This window comes from Rugamonas violacea (assembly GCF_016461825.1).
In the GTDB taxonomy this organism is placed as follows: domain Bacteria; phylum Pseudomonadota; class Gammaproteobacteria; order Burkholderiales; family Burkholderiaceae_D; genus Rugamonas.
Genome location: NZ_JAEMNU010000118.1, coordinates 39,093 through 55,936 on the forward strand (window position 1 = coordinate 39,093; position 16,844 = coordinate 55,936).

Sequence of the window (16,844 nt, forward strand, 5' to 3'; positions counted from 1 at the left end):
AAGGAAATACCATGGGATTCACCGCCCTCTCCGCCGGAGTCTCCGGACTGACCGCCAACCAGCGCGCGCTGGACGTGTCGGCGCACAACGTCGCCAACGCCAGCACCCAGGGCTTCGCGCCGCAGCAGGCCAGCTTCCAGGAAAACCGCCCGGCCGGCAGCGGCGTGACGTTGTCGGTGCAGGGCCGCGCCCTGTCCGGCGCGGCGCAGACCCAGGCGCAGCAGCAGGCCCAGGCCGGCGAGCGGCCCAGCGGCACCGACCTGGCCAACGAACTGACCAACTCGCTGGTCTACAAGGCCCAGGCGGCGCTGTCGGTGAAGGTCATCCAGGTGGCCGACGACAACCTCGGCTCGCTCATCAACACCAAGGCCTGAGCTGGGCCGCGCCGACGGCGGCATCGCGCCGCCGCGCCGTTACAATGGCGCATGGACCTCTTCAACGACATCGACGACACGGCGGCCCTGCTGGCCGCCCTGCCGGCCCGCATCAGCGCCATTCCGCGGCACTGGGCGGCGCGCACGCCGCATGCCCCGGCGCTGCGCGACGGCGCGCGCCAACTGAGCTACGCCGCGCTGGCCGGCGCGGTCGACGCCGCCGCCGCGCGGCTGCGCGCGCTGGGCTTGCGCCCTGGCGACCGGCTGCTGGTGGTCGGCGAGAACTGCCTCGAACAAGTGGTGCTGTGCTTCGCCGCCGCCAGCATCGACGCCTGGATCGTGCTGGTCAACAGCCGCCTGTCGGCGCCCGAACTCGACCAGATCCTTGCCCACAGCGGCGCACGCCGCGTCCTGTACACGGCGGCCGAGGCGGCCGAGGCGGCCGCCCACGGCAGGCGCCACGGCGCGCTGCCGGCGCGCAGTCTCGGCGGCGGCGACGGCCATGCGGCTGGCCTCGGGCCGAACGGCGACGGCGGCCAAGCCGCCGCTGCCGCGCCGGATCGCCGCAACGCTTGCGGCGCCGCCGGCGCCGCCTTCGACGCCCTCGAACGCTGCCTGGTCGGCCCGCTCGACGAGGGCTGCGCTGCGGCGCCGGTGCAGGCCGGCGGCGCCGGCCAGGCCGCCGCGCTGGTCTACACCAGCGGCACCACCGGCCAGCCCAAGGGTGTGATGCTAAGCCACCGCAACCTGCTGTATATCGCCGCCGTCTCCAGCACGCTGCGCGGGTTGCGGCCGCAAGACCGCGCCTACGGCGTGCTGCCGATCTCCCACGTCTACGGCCTGGCCTCGGTCATGCTCGGCACGCTGTACGCCGGCGCCTGCCTGCAGCTGGCCGCCCGCTTCAGCCCGCAGGCGCTGCTGGCCGCCGTGCGCGACGACGGCCTGACCATCGTCCAGGGCGTGCCGGCGATGTATGCCCGCCTGCTGGCGGCGCTGGGCGGCGCCGCCGGCCCGGCCGGCGCGCCGCTGCCGTCGCGGCTGCGCTTCATCTACGCCGGCGGCTCGCCGCTGACGCCGAGCCTGAAGGCGGACGTCGAACGGCTGTTCGGCCTGCCGCTGCACAACGGCTACGGCATGACCGAAAGCGCGCCGACTATCAGCCAGACCAGCCTGGCGGCGCCGCGCGCCGACACCTCGGTCGGCCTGGAGATCCCCGGCGTGCAGACCCGCGTGGTCGACGCCGATGGCGCCGACGCGGCGCCCGGCGCGGTCGGCGAACTGTGGGTGCGCGGCCCCAACGTCATGCTCGGCTACTACCGCGAGGCGGCCATGACGGCGCAGGTGCTGCGTCCCGGCGGCTGGCTCGACACCGGCGACCTGGCCCGCCGCGACGCCGACGGCGCGCTGTTCATCGCCGGCCGCAGCAAGGAGCTGATCATCCGTTCCGGCTTCAACGTCTACCCGCTGGAGGTCGAGACGGTGCTCAACGCCCACCCGGCGGTGACCCAGTCGGCGGTGGTCGGCCGCGACGCCGCCGACGGCGACGAGGAGGTGGTGGCCTTTGTCGAAATCGATCCGCACCATGCAGTGGCGGACGACGTGGCGAACGGCGCGGCGGACGGCGCGGCGGAGAGCGCGGCGGACGGCGCGCCACACGGCGCGCTGCGGCGCGCGCTGCACGCCCACCTGGCCGGCGCGCTGGCGCCCTACAAGCTGCCGGCGCAGATCGTCGTCATGACGGCGCTGCCGGCGGCGGCCAGCGGCAAGGTGCTCAAGGGCCGGCTGCGCGAACTGGCCCAGGGCCTGCCACGGGCCGGCGACTAGGCGCAACCATACCGCGCGCGCGGCGGCGGCGGCCGAGGCGCGCGACTGCAAGACGGCCGATGTGGCAGACTATCAACTCGTACAGCAACGGGAGCACGGGCATGGCCAACGGCGACAACAACGATCCACCCCAGATGCGCCGCAAATCGGACCAGGAGCAGGCCAAGCCGCGCTACCTCGATCCGGGCGACACCGTATTCAGCCTGTGGCGCCGCGTGCTGCTGGCGCGCTACCGCCGCCTGGCCGCCGCCGCCACGCGCCACATCATCCAGCGTCCGCTGCACATCGGCGTCTCGGCGCGCATTTTCCACCCCGAGCCGGGCGCCACGGGACTGCGCAGCAAGAACCTGCAATATCTGGAGGAGTCGATCGCGCAGTGGGTGATGTCGCGCGACGTGCTGGTGTTCATGATCCCGACCGTCAACAAGGACGGCCTCCTCCACCCCAGCAATATCCGCCTGCGCGACTATGCCCGCCACCTCGACGGCCTGGTGCTGCAAGGCGGCGCCGACGTTTCGCCGCAGAGCTACGCCGAGACGCCGACCAGGCCCGAGTGGGGCGGCGACCGGGCGCGCGACATGTACGAGCTGGAACTGCTGCACGAATTCGTCGAGGCCGGCAAACCGGTGCTGGGCATCTGCCGCGGCTGCCAGCTGATCAACGTCGCCTTCGGCGGCTCGCTGTTCCAGGACATCGCCTCCGACGTGCCGGCGGCGCTGGCCCACGTCCACGACGACTACGACCGCCACCGCCACATCGTCACCTTCCCGCCCGGCTCCTCGCTGGCGCGGCTGTTCAAGGAGCAGCGCCAGGGCCGGGAGCAGCCGCAGGGCCTGGTCAACTCGATCCACCACCAGGCCGTCAAGACGCTGGGGCGCGACATGCAGGTCGAGGCGCTGTCGCTGCCCGACCAGATGATCGAGGCGATCCGCTACCGCAAGGCGCCCTTCGTCATGGGCCTGCAGTGGCACCCGGAGTTCCACCGCGCCGGCGGCGCCGAACTGCTCGACTGCACGCCCATCCTCGACAACTTCCTGCGCGTGGCGCGCGAGACCCGCTTCTAGTCGCGCCGGCGCGCCGCCGCCACCTCCTGCTTGACCACCTCGATGTCGTTGGCGAAGGCGGCGTCGCCGCGCAGGCGGGCGTACAGCGCGGCGGCGGCGGTGCGGCCGGCCTCGACGTCGCTCGGATAGTGGAAGCCGCAGACCACGCGGCTGTCGCCGAAGGCCAGGCCGCGCGCCAGCAACGCGTCGGCGCGCTCGGGCGCCGCTTCGCTCAGCAGCATGGCCACCGTCAGACCCAGCCAGGCATGGGTGGACGGATAGGAGCCCGTCTTGTCGAGCGAGAAGTCGACCATGTCGACGTGGCGGTGGCCGGCCATGTCGAGCGGATACAGGCAGGACTTGTATGCCGGGAAGGCGACGAAGGGACGCTTGCGGCCGCCCTCGGCCACCATCCGCTTGACCGGCCCGACCAGCCGCGAAACGTCGGCCTGCATGCGCTTGAGCAGCACCATCAACACCGGCGCGTTGGCGCCGTTCAGCTCGACGCCGAGCGCCTCGCCGAAGCGCGGCAGCACCTCGGCCGGCACGAAGACGTCGTCCTCGGCGGCCTGCTGGCCGCGCGCCGTGCGCAGCGTGGCGCGGCCATGCTTGAAGGCGGCGATGTCGGCCGCCTCGGCCGCGCTGCCGGCCTTGGGCGCCGCCGGCAACCACTGCTCGATGTGCGGGGCCGCCGCGGCCGCCAGGTAACCGCTGCCGCAGCCGGCCATCTGCCGCGCCACGGCCGCCGCAGTGGCGCCGGAGGCGCTCGCGACGACCGCGCCGGATGCGCCGGATGCGCCGGATGCGGCAGCGGATGCGGCAGCGGATGCGGCGCCGGCCTGCGCGCCGCCATCGGCCGCCTGCTCCGGCCAGATCGCTTGCAGCAACCAGGCCAGCCGCGCGCCGGCCTTGGCCAGCTGCCCGGCCTTGATGGCGTCGGCCCGCGCGTCGTAATCCGGATCGACGATGGTGTAGTCCCAGTTGCGCGCCGCGTCGTCGCCGACACCGCTCGAGCCGGCGGCCAAGGTGAAGCGCAGGCCGGCGAACACCTGCGGCGCCGCCGCCACCGACTCGCCGGCCCAGCGCGCCGCCCAGTTGCCCTCGTCGCCGGCCGTCGGCGCGACACAGCGCGCCTGCTGCTGCAAGGCCTGCGCCTGCGCGCCGTCCGGCTTGAGGCTGGCCGGCACGCTGTCCCATTTGCCGTGCAGGCGCTCCTTGCCGCTGAGGAGAAGATTGCCGCCGGCCGTGTCGTAGCCCGTCTTGTAACCCTTGGCGTCCGGGTCGAGCACCTTGCCGTCGGCGTCCAGGTACAACTGCACCGCGTGCAGCGGCTGGTGGATGTCGCCGACGTAGTGGGCCAGCAGCATCAGCGCCTCCTGCCGGTCGGCGAAGACGAAGGGCGCCGGCGCCGGCTGGCCGCGCAGATAGGCGGTGGCGGCGCGGATCGCGTGCACCACGTCGAACTCGCTGGTGCCGACATAGCCCTCGGCGTAGCTGGAGTGGACGCTGGCCACGTCGGTGTAGTGGTACTGGCTGTGGCAGAACTGCGCACCGTGCGCCTTGCCGCACTGGCGCCAGTTGTGCGCGACGAAGTTGCGCAGGCGCTCCTTGCCGGCGTCGCTCTCGAACACCGTGCACTCGGGGAAGGCCGGCTCGCCGAGGTGGGCCGGATCGCGCGAGGTCGCCACGGTGTAGATGAAGTTTTGGTTGTCGCTGCTGCCGACGGCGCGCGCGCAGTCGGCCCACACGGCGACGGTGCGCAAATCCAGATCGCCCAGCAGCCGCTTGACCTCCTGCTCGGCGCGGCTGTTCTTGAGCAGGGCGTCGGCGATCGCGCCGACCTGCTGGTGGCCGTCGGCGCCGAAGGCCAGCGCCAGCGCGGGGGCGCCGGCCAGGGTGGACAGCAGGATGAAGCGGGGTAGACGTTTCATGGCGTTCCGATCGAAAGGCGGGATGAACGGCAAACGCAGGCCGGCGCTAGCCCGGCTGCGGGCGATGATGTGGAATGATGGTGTGGAATTCTAGCGCAGATTGGGCTCGAAAAAACGCCCCGATGCGGCTCGCGGCAAGGTCGCGCGCTTTGCTGTATTCTTTCGGCATTGCACAGAGGAGCTACTTATGCCAAACACCGAATGGCCGATTGTCGCGGTCGCCCTGCCCGCCGACTCGCGCGTGACCGGGATATATCATCAGCCCTTCCTGGCCGATGCCTACTCGCTGCGCCTGCCGCCCGGCGCCATCAGCGATCCCGAGCAACTGGCCCGCTTCATCTTCGCGCAGCAGGCGCCCTGGATCGGTCGCTTGATGCATCTGCGCGACGCCCTGGTCAGCATATTCGGCCTGAAGACCACCAAGCAGTTGAGCACGGTCGGCGACGCGCGCGTGGCCTTCTTCAAGATCTACGAACGACGCGCCCACGAGATCATTCTCGGCGAGGACGACAAGCACCTCGACTTCCGCCTCTCCATACTGCGCCGCGATGAAGCCGGCGCGTCCCAGGTGGTGATGTCGACCGTGGTGCATTGCCACAACCTGCTGGGCCGCAGCTACATCCGCCTGATCGCCCCCTTCCACCGCATGGTGGTGCGTTCGAATCTGCGGCAAGCGGCACTGGCCGGCTGGCCGCAGCAATCGGACGACACGCCGGCGGCTAACTAGTACGGCCACCCGGCGGCGAACGGCTGGAGTGCCGCCGCCGCACAGGTCTGGCGGCCCGCGCGGCTCAATTCCCGCGGAAGCGCTGGATCGCCGCGTCCACCATGCCTTCGACGCTGCCGCTGTCGGCGAACTGCTCGCGCAGATAATGCGCGTCGCTGCCCTCGTGGGCGACCTGCATCAGATGGGCCAATCCTGCGCCGCCGCCCAGCGCCGCGCCATGCGGCTCCATCTTGCGCAGGGTGGTCAGGATGTCCTCGCGCAGCGACAGGCTCTCATACGTCTTCGGATGCACCAGCGTGCCGTCCAGGCCGAAGCGGCAGGCCTGGAAACGGTTGTAGTTGTAGACCAGGTAGTCGTCCTCCACCGGCGCCTCCTCCCTGCGTTCGAGCAGATAGCGGCACAGCGCCTGCAGATAGCAGGCCAGCCCGGCGGCCCGTTCGACCGTCAGCGGCGTGTCGCAGACGCGCAGCTCGATGGTGCCGAACTCCGGCTTGGGCCGGATGTCCCAGTAAAAGTCCTTCATGCTCTTGATCACGCCGGTGTGCTCCATCTTCGAGAAGTACTCGTGCTCGAAGGCGTTCCAGTTCAACAGGAAAGGCGCCCGCCCGCTCATCGGGAAGGCGAACACGGAGTTCAAGCGGGCCGAGTTGAACAGCGTGTCGTTACCCTGCACGAAGGGCGACGACGACGACAGCGCGATGAAGTGCGGCACATAGCGGCTCAGCGAATGCAGCAGGAACAGCGCGTCGTCGCCCGAGGCGCAACCGATGTGCACGTGCTGGCCGAAGATGGTGAACTGCTTGGCCAGATAGCCATACAGCTCGGACACTTCCTTGAAGCGCGGCTTGGCGAAGATGCGCCGCTCCGACCACTTCTGGAACGGATGGGTGCCGCCGCCGCAGATGCCGATGTTGAGCGTCTCGGCGGCCTGCACCAGCGTATCGCGGGTCAGCTGCAACTGGGCCACCAGCTCGGCGTGGTTGGTGTGCACGTCGCTGTTAATCTCGATCATGCTCTCGGTGATCTCCGGCGTCACATTGCCGGGGAAGGGTTTGCGGCTCAGCAGATGCAGCAGGTCGGGGCTGGACGCGGTCAGGTCGTAATCGGACAGGCTGACCAGTTGCAGCTCAAGCTCGACGCCCATGGTCAGCGGCACGGACGTGGTGAAGGGTTCCAATGGCATCTCAATTCTCCTTGTTGGACGGGGTTTCCTTGGCCCAGATCAGCGCGCGCTGCGTAATGATCGGTCCCAGCACTTCCATGAACAGCGTCATCGCCGCCAGCGCGGCCAGCTCGTCGACCAGCACGATGCCCATGTATTTGGTCTGCTCCAGCATCAACACGACGAACACCGACATCGGCGACAGCGCGATGCCGGTCAGCGCGCCCTTGCGCCACGAAATGCCGGAGACGTGGGCGAACGCCGCCACGCCGGCCGTCTTGACGACGAAGCGGGCCAGCAGCAGCATGGCGCCGAGGCCGGCGCCGGCGACCACGCGGTCCCATTCCAGCGTCGACACGGCGAACACGAACAGCAGCACCGTCAGCAGTTCGCCCAGGCCGCCGAAATTGCGCTCGGTGCGGCTGAAGGCGACGCGGCGGTGGCGCGCCATCAGGCCGAAAGTCAAGGTCGCCAGCACCGGCGACAGGTCGGTGGCGTGGCTCAGCGCCACCAACAGCACGACACCGAGCGCGAAGGCCACCGTGCCGTCTTGCGCCAAGTTGCCCAGCTGGCGCAGCATGGCCGGCACCAGCATGCCGAACAGCGCGCCCAGCGCGGCCGAGGCGAGCAGCTCGATCAGACTATGCGAAATGGCCTGCGACAGGCTGCCCGAGGTCTGGAACACCCAGAAGCCGACGATCACCTTGAATACGAACACCGCCAGCACGCAGTTGATGGCGACCAGGTGCAGCAGCCGCTCGGTGACCTGGCCGGCGCTGTTTTTCTCGTTGATGACGCGCAGCACGCCGGCCGGCGAGGTCGACATCGCCAGCGAGGCCAGCAGCAACGAGGTCATCGACGGCATGCCGGTCATCTGCGAGATCGAGTAGACCAGGGCGAAGGTGGCGGCCGATTCGACCAGGCCGCTGACGGCGATCCACGGGTTGACGCGCAGCCAGTGCAGATTGATGCGGTAGCCGAACTCGAACAGGATCAGGCCGAAGGCCAGGTTGGCCAGCATCGTCACGGTGCTCGAACCGTCGGTGGCCAGCGCCACCGGAAAGGCCTGCGCCAACAAAAATCCGACCAGGCCGTAGACGCTGATGCGCGGCACGCCGCTCCAACGGTGTATCAGTTCGCCCGACAACCAGGACAGCAGGATGGCGAAGGGCCAGGCGAGTTCGGCCGGAATGACCAGGGTTTCTGGCATAGGGTATCTCCAAAGTGCGTTGCGGGCGGCGGCGGTGGCGGCGCGCTCGCGCCGGCGTCCAAGCGGCTGGCACGGACAGGCGCGCCAGCCGGCGCGCAACAGTTTGACGGTGGCCGGGGCCACTCAGGGCGCGCCGACCGCGGTTCCCGGGCGGCGCAAGGCGGGCCGGGGATGCTGCAAGGGTGGCTCGCGGGGTTTGACCCGGGAGCGCTGGAGTCACTACAAAATGAACAGCAAGGATGACAGTTTATTGCATTGCGCGAAATCGTGTCGCACGCCAGACGGCCGCGTCCGCCGCGCAGTACAATTCCGCCAGGCCGGCGACCTCCCGCGCCGGCATCGAATAAGGGACCACCATGCTCGAACTGCTCAGCGAACACGCCTGCTTCGGCGGCGTGCAGCGCTTCTACCGCCACGCCGCGCGCGCCACCGGCCTGCCGATGCGCTTCTCCGTCTTCCTGCCGCCGGCCGCCGCCAATCCCGGCGCCGGCGCCGGCGCCCGGCCCGGCCTGTTCTACCTGGCCGGCCTGACCTGCAACGAGGAGACCTTCGCCGCCAAGGCCGGCGCCCAGCGCGTCGCCGCCGAACTGGGCCTGATGCTGATCGCGCCCGACACCAGCCCGCGCGGCGCCGCCATCGCCGGCGAGGACGCCGCCTGGGACTTCGGCCTGGCCGCCGGCTTCTACCTCGACGCCACCGAGGCGCCGTGGCGCCAGCACTACCGCATGTACAGCTACATCCTGGAGCTGCGCGAACTGCTGGTGGCCGAACTGGCGCTGGACCCGGCGCGGGTCGGCATCTGCGGCCACTCGATGGGCGGCCACGGCGCCCTGGTGCTGGCGCTGCGCAACCCCACCCTGTTCCATTCGCTGTCGGCCTTCGCGCCGATCGCCGCGCCCTCGCTGTGCCCGTGGGGACAAAAAGCCTTCAGCGGCTACCTGGGCGCCGAGCCAAGCGCCTGGGGCGGCTACGACGCCAGCGTGCTGATGGCCGGCCTGCGCGCGCCCTTCCCCGACGGCATCCTGATCGACCAGGGCCTGGGCGACAAATTCCTCGCCGAGCAGCTCCACCCCGAGGTGTTCGAGGCGGCCTGCCGCAGCGCCGGCCAGCCGCTGCAACTGCGCCGCCACGCCGGCTACGACCACGGCTACTACTTCGTCGCCAGCTTCATCGAGCAGCACCTGCGCTTCCACGCCCGCAACCTGGGCGCGGCGGCCTGACGGCGCCGCGCCGGCGCGCCGTCACGGCCGGATTTCGGTGCCCAGCCGGCGCAGGAACTGGGCCAGCCATTGCGGATGGGCCGGCCAGGCGGGGGCGGTGACGAAGATGCCGTCGGTGATGGCCTGGTCGACCGGGATGTCGGCGTACTCGGCGCCGGCCAGCTTGACCTCGGGCGCGCAGGCCGGATAGCTGGAGATCTTTTTGCCACGGATCACGTCGGCGGCGGCCAGCAGCTGGGCGCCGTGGCAGACGGCGGCGATCGGCTTGTCGGCGGCGGCGAATTGCTGGATCAGTTCGAGCACGCGGGCGTTCAGCCGCAGGTACTCGGGGGCGCGGCCGCCGGCGATGAGCAGGGCGTCGTAGTTGCCGACCTCGACCTCGTCGAAGGCGGCGTTCAAGGCGAACAAGTGGCCCGGCTTCTCGGTGTAGGTCTGGTCGCCCTCGAAGTCGTGGATGGCGGTCTTGATGGTGTCGCCGGCCCGCTTGCCGGGACAGACGGCATGCACCGTGTGGCCCACCATGCCCAGCGCCTGGAACGGCACCATGGTCTCGTAGTCCTCGGCGAAATCGCCGGTCAACAACAGGATTTTCTTCGCTGCCACGGTCACCCCCACAAAAAAGTTGTTCCGCCCCGGCTGGAACGGCACTTGGTTCACGCTACGACCATTGAATCATAACGCAAAAACAAGACCGGGCCCGCCGCGCCGGCTTGCCATTTTTATACGGCGCTGCGCGGCCGGCGGCGGCGCGCCGGCGGCGCACGTGAAAACGGCGCCGCGATCGCTCGCGGCGCCGTCCCCCGCCGGCCCGTGCGGGCGGCCGGTGTGCGTTTTTACGGCTTACTTGCTGAGCACCTGGCGGATGGTCGCCGCCAGATCCTCGGCGACGAACTTGGCCACGTAGGCGTCGGCGCCGACGCCCTTGACGTGGTCCTCGTTGGTCTTGCCCGACAGCGAAGAGTGGATCACCACCGGGATCTTGCTGAAGCGGGCGTCCTGCTTGACCAGGCGGGTCAGCGTGAAGCCGTCCATCTCCGGCATTTCCAGATCGGTCAGCACCAGCGCCACCTTGTTCTCGACCGGCACGCCCTCGCTCTTGGCGATGTCGGCGATGTGCTGCAGCCGGTCCCAGGCCTCCTTGCCCGACTTGGTCATGATGAAGTGGGCGCCCATCGCCGTCAGGCCCTTCTCGATCAGGCTGCGCGCCACCACCGAGTCGTCGGCCGCCAGGATCACCGCGCCCGGCTTGAGCAGCAGTTGCGGGCCGATGGTCTCCGGGTCGACGTCCTTGCCCTCGTTGGGCACCATCTCGCGCAGGATGGTCTCGACGTCGAGCACCTGGGCCAGGCGGGTGTTGTTGACGTCGCCGTCGAGGCGGGCGATGCTGGTCACCTTGCCGCCGGCCGTGCCTTCGGCGGTCAGCACCTGGCTCCAGTCCAGCCGCACGATCTCGTCGACCGACTCGACCGCGAAGGCCTGGGTGGTGCGGGCGAACTCGGTCACCAGCATGATGTTCAGGCCGGTCTTCGGCGTCACGCCGACGATCGCCGGCAGGTCCAGCACGGTGATGATCTGGCCGCGCAGGTTGACCACGCCGAGCATGTGCGGCGACGAACCGGCCACGGCGGTCACCTCGGGCATGGCGACGATCTCGCGGATCTTGAAGACGTTGATGCCGAACAGTTCCGAATGTTCGCCGTTGGCGTCGCCGCCGAGGCGGAACAACAGCAGTTCGAATTTATTGGAATTGGTCAGGTTGCTGCGTTCGTCCACTTCCTGCTGAACTGATTTCATATTCTTCATCTCCGTCTGAGGCATAACATGGACCAAATGGCGGCCGCGCTTGTCCCGCGGCTCATAGGGAAAACCCCTGTTCGGGAAAAATCCCCATTGCCTTTCCAGTATAACGATTTTGCCTATGGGAACGCCAGTTTTGGCCTGAATCAATCCCCTTTTGGCGGCCTTATACAACGCTTCTTCAACGCAAACCCAACACCGACCCCGCGCCGCCGCCGCGGCCGCCGCGAGGCGCGATAAAAATATTGCAAGAACGATCAACAGTTTCCTGTCAAACATGAAAACGCGGACGAAAAAAAAGGAAACCTGGTGGTTTCCTTTTTTTAGAATTTGGAGCGGGAGAAGAGGCTCGAACTCTCGACCTCAACCTTGGCAAGGTTGCGCTCTACCAACTGAGCTACTCCCGCTGAGAGACACTATTATGACAGGGCGGCGCCGTTTTTGCCAGAGGGGAAGGCGTTTTTCTGCGCCGCCCGCCCTATAATGACGCCGCCGCCGTCCGGCGGCACCGGTTCGAACAAGGAAAGAAGCAAGCCCATGGAGTCTATCGAAGTCGTGCTGGCCATGTTGTTGGCCGTGGTCGCCAGCGCCTACCTGGTGCGCCTGGTGCCGGTGGCGCCGCCGCTGCCGCTGGTGCAGATCGGCCTGGGCGCGCTGATCGCCGCCCGTGGCGGCCATGGCGTCGAACTCGATCCGGAGCTGTTCTTCCTGCTGTTCCTGCCGCCCCTGCTGTTCCTCGACGGCTGGCGCATCCCCAAGAGCGGCCTGCTGCGCGACAAGGGCATCATCCTCGAACTGGCGCTCGGCCTGGTGGTGTTCACCGTGCTCGGCGCCGGCTTCCTGATCCACTGGATGATCCCGGCCATGCCGCTGCCGGTGGCCTTCGCGCTGGCCGCCATCGTCTCGCCGACCGACCCGGTGGCCGTCTCGGCCCTGGCCGCCCGCGCCCCCATCCCCAAGCGCCTGATGCACATCCTCGAAGGCGAGTCGCTGCTCAACGACGCCAGCGGCCTGGTGTGCTTCCGCTTCGCCGTCGCCGCCGCCATGACCGGCGTCTTCTCGCCGGGCGACGCCGCCCTCGCCTTCCTCTGGCTGGCCGCCGGCGGCATCGGCGCCGGCCTGGCGCTGACCCTGCTCGTCACCTGGCTGCAGCGCTGGCTGGGCCGCCGCTTCGGCGAGCCGGCCGGCTCGCCCATCCTGGTCAACCTGCTGCTGCCCTTCGGCGCCTACCTGGCCGCCGAGCACCTGGGCGCCTCCGGCATCCTGGCGGCGGTGGCGGCCGGCGTCGCCATGAGCTACGTCGAGTTGAGCGGCCACGCCCTGGCGGCCACCCGCATCCAGCGCTCGGCGGTCTGGGACACCGTGCAGTTCACCCTCAACGGCGTGATGTTCGTGCTGCTCGGCGAGCAACTGCCCACCCTGTTCCGTGGCGCCAGCGAGGCGATCGAGCAGACCGGCCACCTCAACCCCTGGTGGCTGGCCGTCTACGCGCTGAGCATCAGCGCCGGCCTGATGCTGCTGCGCCTGCTCTGGGTCTGGGCCTCGCTGCGCCTGACCATCTTCAAGCAAAGCCTGCGCGGCGCCGTGCCGCACAAGATCAACCCGCGCCTGCTGCTGGCCACCACCCTGGCCGGCGTGCGCGGCGCCATCACCCTGGCCGGCGTGATGACCTTGCCGCTGGCGCTGCCCGACGGCACGCCCTTCCCGGCGCGCGACCTCACCGTCTTCCTCGCCGGCGCGGTGATCCTAATCTCGCTGACGGTGGCCAGCATCGCCCTGCCGCGCCTGCTGGCCGGCATGCGCTTCCCCGACGAGCCCGCCGCCCAGCGCGCCGAGGACGCCGCCCGCCGCGCCGCCGCCACGGCCGCCATCGCCGCCATCGAGCGCGCCCAGGTGGAGCTGATGCCGGGCAGCCCGGACGCCGACGCCTACCCGCAGGCGGCCGCCCGCGTCATCGCGCTGTACCAGCACCGCCTGCACGAGACGGCCGCCGGCGGCGACCAGCGCGCCCTGCTGCGCCAGCTCGACTGCGCCGAGACGGCGCTGCGCCTGGCCGCGCTGCAGGCCGAGCGCCACGCCATCTACCAGCTGGCGCGGCACGAGCAGCTGTCCGACGAGACCTCGCGCAAGCTGGTGCGCGAAGTCGACCTGGTGGAGGCGCGCTACCGCTAGCGGCATCCGCCGCCGCCGCCACCGCCACGCCAACGCCAACGCCAACGCCCCGCCGCACCGCGCCGCACCGCGCCGCGCCGCCGGGCGCGCCGGCGCGGTAATCGGCCGGTCACATTCGCCCTCTATAGTCGCCGCTTCGACCATACAGGAGACACCCGCATGTACCCGACCCCCGCCGCACTCGCCACCCCCACCGCCAGCGGCGCCGCCGCGCCCGCCCGCCGCCGCGCCGCCCTGCTCGGCCTGGCCCTCGCCGCCGCCCTGTTCGGCGCCGCCGGCGCCGCGCCGGCGGCCTCGAACATGGTGCCCGACTACGAGGTCAAGCTGCTGCTCAACCCCACCGTCGTGCTCGACTCCAACTACAAGCTGAACGCCACCGTGCTGAGCACCTTCGGCATGCCCAGCTCGGTGACCAAGATGAACGTGATGTTCATGGACGGCGACGCCAAGCCCATCTACAACAACGGCTGGATCGCCCGCGTCCGCAAGTCCGAAGGCGACAGCGGCTTCGAACTGAGCTACAAGAAGCGCTACCCCATCGCCAACGGCAACATCACCGAAGCGCTGTACCAGGCCAGCGCCGACGGTTTCACCAGCGGCGACAGCAACTACGAGGCGCAGATCGAGTGGGGCTACCAGGCCAAGACGCTGAGCATCACCAACAGCAAGACCGACAGCAAATCCGGCTACAGCGGCATGGACCTGCCCTCGACCGCCGACGCCCGCAGCCTGCTGAAGAAAAACATCCCCGGCAAGATGAACAACTGGCTCTCCAACGGCTGGGGCGGCAACGCCCTCGACACCTCGCGCAAATACGGCCCGGTGCTGGCCAAGCGCTCGGTGGGCAGCTGGAGCGGCCTCAAGCTGTATATCGAAGTCTGGCCGATCCGCAACGCCGCCGGCAGCGGCATCGACTACGTCGTCGAAGCCTCGTTCAAGACCACCAGCGAAAGCGTGGCCTCCGCCAAGCACGACGAACTGCAGGCCTTCCTCGCCGCGCGCGGCTGGTTCCTCGCCCAGGACTCGCTGAAGACCCAACTGATCATGGACCGCTACTAGACCGGCGGACCGGCGCCCTGTCATCAAGCCGACACAATTAGCCATTATCCTGCCTGCTGTTTCGGGCGCGCCGCCGGCAAGGCGGCGCGCCGCCATCGCCGGACCAACTTGTTTGATCGCCCTGGCCAGCACAGGGCGATTTTTTTTCATCTAGGGGAATTTAATGCAGTCAAGAGTCATTGTTAGCACCATCGCCGCCGCCATCTCGCTGGCCTGCACCGCCCACGCCAGCGCCCAGTCGAACGTCGCCGTCTACGGCATCATCGACAGCGGCATCGAGGTCATCAACCACTCCGCCAGCATCCCCGGCTCGAAGGCCAACCTGACCCGCCTCAGCTCGGGCAACCTGTCCGGCTCGCGCCTGGGCTTCCGCGGCACCGAGGACCTGGGCGGCGGCCTGAAAGCCGTCTTCGCGCTCGAATCGGGCATCGGCGTCGACAACGGCACCTCGCTGCAAGGCGGCCGCCTGTTCGGCCGCCAGGCCTACGTCGGCCTGCAAGGCAGCTGGGGCGCGCTGACGCTGGGCCGGCAGAACAGCCTGATGCTCGACTGGATGAGCAAGTACAACACCATGGACAACGCCACCTGGTCGTCCAAGGTGCACGACGCCGCCTTCTCCGACCGCATCGACAACACCGTCAAATACAGCGGCAAGTTCGACGTCGTCGATGTGGCGGCCTACTACAGCACCGGCTACGACAGCACCAAGGGCGGCGAACTGGCCGGCCACAGCAAGGCCGGCCGCGAAGTCGGCGTCGGCGCCCAATACAACGGCGCCGCCTTCCGCGCCGCCCTGGTCTACGACCGCAAGAACGGCCAGACCGCCGCGCTGGAGAACAACACCGACGAGCACCTGACCTTCGGCGCCCGCTACAAGTTCGGCGAGGCCGAAGTGCTGGGCGGTTACCTGCGCCGCAAACAGGACAACGTCGGCGCCGCCTCGGTCCGCACCGACATGGGCTGGATCGGCCTGGCCTACCAGGTCAGCGCGCCGCTGCAGCTGAGCGCCTCGCTCTACCGCACCGACGTCAAGAACTCGGACAAGGACCCGCTGTCGCTCATCAGCATGGTCAAGTACTCGCTGTCCAAGCGCACCGACCTGTACCTGATCAACTCCTACGCCAGCAACCGCAGCGGTTCCAACCTCGGCGTCAACGGCTTCGGCGTCGACATCGCCGCCGGCCAGAACCAGTTCGGCACCATGGCCGGCGTGCGCCACACCTTCTGACGCCATGACCGCCGACATCAGCCATCCGGCGGCCGGCACGGCCATCACCGTGTCCGCCCTGCGCCACCGCTTCGCCGACCAGCTGGTGTTGGACGGCATCGACTTCCACCTCGAAGCCGGCCAGGTGCTGGCCCTGCTCGGCCCCTCCGGCTGCGGCAAGACCACCCTGCTCAAGCTGCTCGCCGGCCTGCTGCCGCTGGCCGCCGGCCACGGCAGCATCGACTTCGGCGCCCGCCGCGTCGCCGGCGACGGCCACTTCCTGCCGCCCGAGGCGCGCGGCCTGGGCATGGTGTTCCAGGACTACGCGCTGTGGCCGCACATGAGCGTCGGCAACAACGTCGCCTTCGCGCTGGAGATGCGCGGCCTGCCGCGCAAGCAATGCGCGCCGCGCGTGGCCGAGGCGCTGGCCGTGGTCGGCCTGCAGGGCTTCGAGCAGCGCAACCCGTCCAGCCTGTCCGGCGGCCAGCAGCAGCGCGTCGCCCTGGCCCGCGCCATCGTCGCGCGGCCGCAGGTGCTGCTGTTCGACGAGCCGCTCTCCAACCTCGACCGCGACCTGCGCGAAAGCCTGTGCCACGAGATCGGCGCCCTGCTGCGCAGCATGGGCACCACCGCCGTCTACGTCACCCACGACCAGGAGGAAGCCTTCGCCCTGGCCGACCAGGTCGCCGTCATGCGCGGCGGCCGCATCCGCCAGCTGGCCGCCCCCGCCGTGCTGCTGGGCGAACCGGCCGACACCTGCATCGCCGAATTCCTCCAGCTCGGCACCCTGCTGCACGGCGACGACATCCCCCACGCCTGGCACGGCCGCGGCCTGGCGCCGCGCTGCGAAACAACCGCGCAGCGCCTGCTGATCCCGCAGAGCGCGCTGTCGCTGCACGCCGGCGCCGAGCGGGCCGATGGCGGCCTGCGCGGCGAGGTGCTGGCCCAGCGCTACCGCAACGGCCGCTTCTTCACCGAGGTGCGCGCCAGCGACGCCCCCAAGGGCCTGACGCTGGTCACCGACACCCGCCTGCAGCAAGGCCAGTTGATCGACCTGAGCCTCGACTGGCAGCGCCTGCGCTGGCTGCCGCACGCCGCCTGAGCCCGCCGGAAGCCCC

Annotated in this window: 15 protein-coding genes and 1 tRNA gene; 10 read left to right on the forward strand and 6 right to left on the reverse strand. The window is 69.6% G+C overall.

The genetic code is table 11. The annotated features are described in order from the left end of the window. The first annotated feature begins 11 nt into the window (after positions 1-11). The 3 genes from H7U20_RS20930 to H7U20_RS20940 all read left to right on the forward strand — a co-directional run bounded on the left by H7U20_RS20930 (position 12) and on the right by H7U20_RS20940 (position 3,262). Positions 12-374 (forward strand): flagellar basal body protein, encoded by a 363-nt coding sequence (locus H7U20_RS20930; RefSeq protein WP_199761078.1) that lies wholly within the window; start codon positions 12-14, stop codon positions 372-374. Between the two features lie 51 nt (positions 375-425). After that, positions 426-2,198: a class I adenylate-forming enzyme family protein gene (locus H7U20_RS20935; RefSeq protein WP_199761079.1), complete on the forward strand. Its 1,773-nt coding sequence runs from the start codon at positions 426-428 to the stop codon at positions 2,196-2,198. A 101-nt stretch (positions 2,199-2,299) separates the two neighbouring features. Next, complete coding sequence (locus H7U20_RS20940) at positions 2,300-3,262, forward strand: gamma-glutamyl-gamma-aminobutyrate hydrolase family protein (protein WP_199761116.1); 963 nt, start codon at positions 2,300-2,302, stop codon at positions 3,260-3,262. Here H7U20_RS20940 and H7U20_RS20945 read toward each other — a convergent pair. Next, positions 3,259-5,172, reverse strand: a complete 1,914-nt coding sequence (locus H7U20_RS20945; protein ID WP_199761080.1) for a S1/P1 nuclease — start codon at positions 5,170-5,172, stop codon at positions 3,259-3,261. The genes H7U20_RS20940 and H7U20_RS20945 overlap by 4 nt on opposite strands. A 187-nt stretch (positions 5,173-5,359) precedes the next feature. Between H7U20_RS20945 and H7U20_RS20950 the strand changes: the two genes are divergently transcribed. Further along, entirely contained in the window at positions 5,360-5,899 is a 540-nt protein-coding gene (locus tag H7U20_RS20950) for a DUF2867 domain-containing protein (RefSeq protein WP_199761081.1), read from the forward strand. Between the two features lie 64 nt (positions 5,900-5,963). Here the strand turns inward: H7U20_RS20950 and H7U20_RS20955 are convergent, their stop codons facing one another. Both H7U20_RS20955 and H7U20_RS20960 read right to left on the reverse strand, forming a co-directional pair. Continuing rightward, positions 5,964-7,082: a YbdK family carboxylate-amine ligase gene (locus H7U20_RS20955; protein WP_199761082.1), complete on the reverse strand. Its 1,119-nt coding sequence runs from the start codon at positions 7,080-7,082 to the stop codon at positions 5,964-5,966. Between the two features lies 1 nt (position 7,083). Continuing rightward, positions 7,084-8,271, reverse strand: a complete 1,188-nt coding sequence (locus tag H7U20_RS20960; protein ID WP_199761083.1) for a cation:proton antiporter — start codon at positions 8,269-8,271, stop codon at positions 7,084-7,086. Positions 8,272-8,627: 356 nt separating this feature from the next. Here H7U20_RS20960 and fghA point away from each other — a divergent pair, with 356 nt between their 5' ends. Beyond that, positions 8,628-9,491: an S-formylglutathione hydrolase gene (gene fghA, locus H7U20_RS20965; protein ID WP_199761084.1), complete on the forward strand. Its 864-nt coding sequence runs from the start codon at positions 8,628-8,630 to the stop codon at positions 9,489-9,491. 21 nt (positions 9,492-9,512) lie between these two features. On the opposite strand, the gene H7U20_RS20970 is transcribed toward fghA, so the two are convergent. Next, positions 9,513-10,094 carry a DJ-1/PfpI family protein gene (locus H7U20_RS20970; RefSeq protein WP_199761085.1) on the reverse strand — a complete coding sequence of 194 codons (582 nt, stop codon included), beginning with the start codon at positions 10,092-10,094 and terminating at the stop codon, positions 9,513-9,515. 237 nt (positions 10,095-10,331) lie between these two features. Next, complete coding sequence (locus H7U20_RS20975) at positions 10,332-11,285, reverse strand: chemotaxis protein (RefSeq protein WP_199761086.1); 954 nt, start codon at positions 11,283-11,285, stop codon at positions 10,332-10,334. A 27-nt stretch (positions 11,286-11,312) separates the two neighbouring features. On the opposite strand from H7U20_RS20975, the gene H7U20_RS20980 reads away from it, so the two are divergent. Continuing rightward, entirely contained in the window at positions 11,313-11,528 is a 216-nt protein-coding gene (locus tag H7U20_RS20980) for a hypothetical protein (protein WP_199761087.1), read from the forward strand. Positions 11,529-11,619: 91 nt separating this feature from the next. On the opposite strand, the gene H7U20_RS20985 is transcribed toward H7U20_RS20980, so the two are convergent. Then, positions 11,620-11,695, reverse strand: a tRNA-Gly gene (locus tag H7U20_RS20985). A 130-nt stretch (positions 11,696-11,825) separates the two neighbouring features. Here H7U20_RS20985 and H7U20_RS20990 point away from each other — a divergent pair. The 4 genes from H7U20_RS20990 to H7U20_RS21005 all read left to right on the forward strand — a co-directional run bounded on the left by H7U20_RS20990 (position 11,826) and on the right by H7U20_RS21005 (position 16,828). After that, the gene (locus H7U20_RS20990; protein ID WP_199761088.1) at positions 11,826-13,460 is read left to right on the forward strand and encodes a Na+/H+ antiporter; all 1,635 of its coding nucleotides are present in this window, start codon (positions 11,826-11,828) and stop codon (positions 13,458-13,460) included. 159 nt (positions 13,461-13,619) lie between these two features. Continuing rightward, on the forward strand, positions 13,620-14,519 hold the full coding sequence (locus H7U20_RS20995) for a hypothetical protein (RefSeq protein WP_199761089.1): 900 nt from the start codon (positions 13,620-13,622) through the stop codon (positions 14,517-14,519). Positions 14,520-14,682: 163 nt separating this feature from the next. Then, on the forward strand, positions 14,683-15,747 hold the full coding sequence (locus H7U20_RS21000; protein ID WP_199761090.1) for a porin: 1,065 nt from the start codon (positions 14,683-14,685) through the stop codon (positions 15,745-15,747). Between the two features lie 4 nt (positions 15,748-15,751). Further along, positions 15,752-16,828 (forward strand): ABC transporter ATP-binding protein, encoded by a 1,077-nt coding sequence (locus tag H7U20_RS21005; protein WP_199761091.1) that lies wholly within the window; start codon positions 15,752-15,754, stop codon positions 16,826-16,828. Positions 16,829-16,844 lie beyond the last annotated feature (16 nt).

What these genes read in the sequence shown, in the direction of transcription:
- H7U20_RS20980 (WP_199761087.1), top strand. Translation starts at nt 11,313, where the DNA reads ATGGACCAAATGGCGGCCGCGCTTGTCCCGCGGCTCATAGGGAAAACC.
- H7U20_RS20975 (WP_199761086.1), bottom strand. Translation starts at nt 11,285, where the DNA reads ATGAAATCAGTTCAGCAGGAAGTGGACGAACGCAGCAACCTGACCAAT.
- H7U20_RS20940 (WP_199761116.1), top strand. Translation starts at nt 2,300, where the DNA reads ATGGCCAACGGCGACAACAACGATCCACCCCAGATGCGCCGCAAATCG.
- H7U20_RS20995 (WP_199761089.1), top strand. Translation starts at nt 13,620, where the DNA reads ATGTACCCGACCCCCGCCGCACTCGCCACCCCCACCGCCAGCGGCGCC.
- H7U20_RS21005 (WP_199761091.1), top strand. Translation starts at nt 15,752, where the DNA reads ATGACCGCCGACATCAGCCATCCGGCGGCCGGCACGGCCATCACCGTG.
- H7U20_RS20950 (WP_199761081.1), top strand. Translation starts at nt 5,360, where the DNA reads ATGCCAAACACCGAATGGCCGATTGTCGCGGTCGCCCTGCCCGCCGAC.
- fghA (WP_199761084.1), top strand. Translation starts at nt 8,628, where the DNA reads ATGCTCGAACTGCTCAGCGAACACGCCTGCTTCGGCGGCGTGCAGCGC.
- H7U20_RS21000 (WP_199761090.1), top strand. Translation starts at nt 14,683, where the DNA reads ATGCAGTCAAGAGTCATTGTTAGCACCATCGCCGCCGCCATCTCGCTG.
- H7U20_RS20945 (WP_199761080.1), bottom strand. Translation starts at nt 5,172, where the DNA reads ATGAAACGTCTACCCCGCTTCATCCTGCTGTCCACCCTGGCCGGCGCC.
- H7U20_RS20955 (WP_199761082.1), bottom strand. Translation starts at nt 7,082, where the DNA reads ATGCCATTGGAACCCTTCACCACGTCCGTGCCGCTGACCATGGGCGTC.
- H7U20_RS20930 (WP_199761078.1), top strand. Translation starts at nt 12, where the DNA reads ATGGGATTCACCGCCCTCTCCGCCGGAGTCTCCGGACTGACCGCCAAC.
- H7U20_RS20960 (WP_199761083.1), bottom strand. Translation starts at nt 8,271, where the DNA reads ATGCCAGAAACCCTGGTCATTCCGGCCGAACTCGCCTGGCCCTTCGCC.
- H7U20_RS20935 (WP_199761079.1), top strand. Translation starts at nt 426, where the DNA reads ATGGACCTCTTCAACGACATCGACGACACGGCGGCCCTGCTGGCCGCC.
- H7U20_RS20990 (WP_199761088.1), top strand. Translation starts at nt 11,826, where the DNA reads ATGGAGTCTATCGAAGTCGTGCTGGCCATGTTGTTGGCCGTGGTCGCC.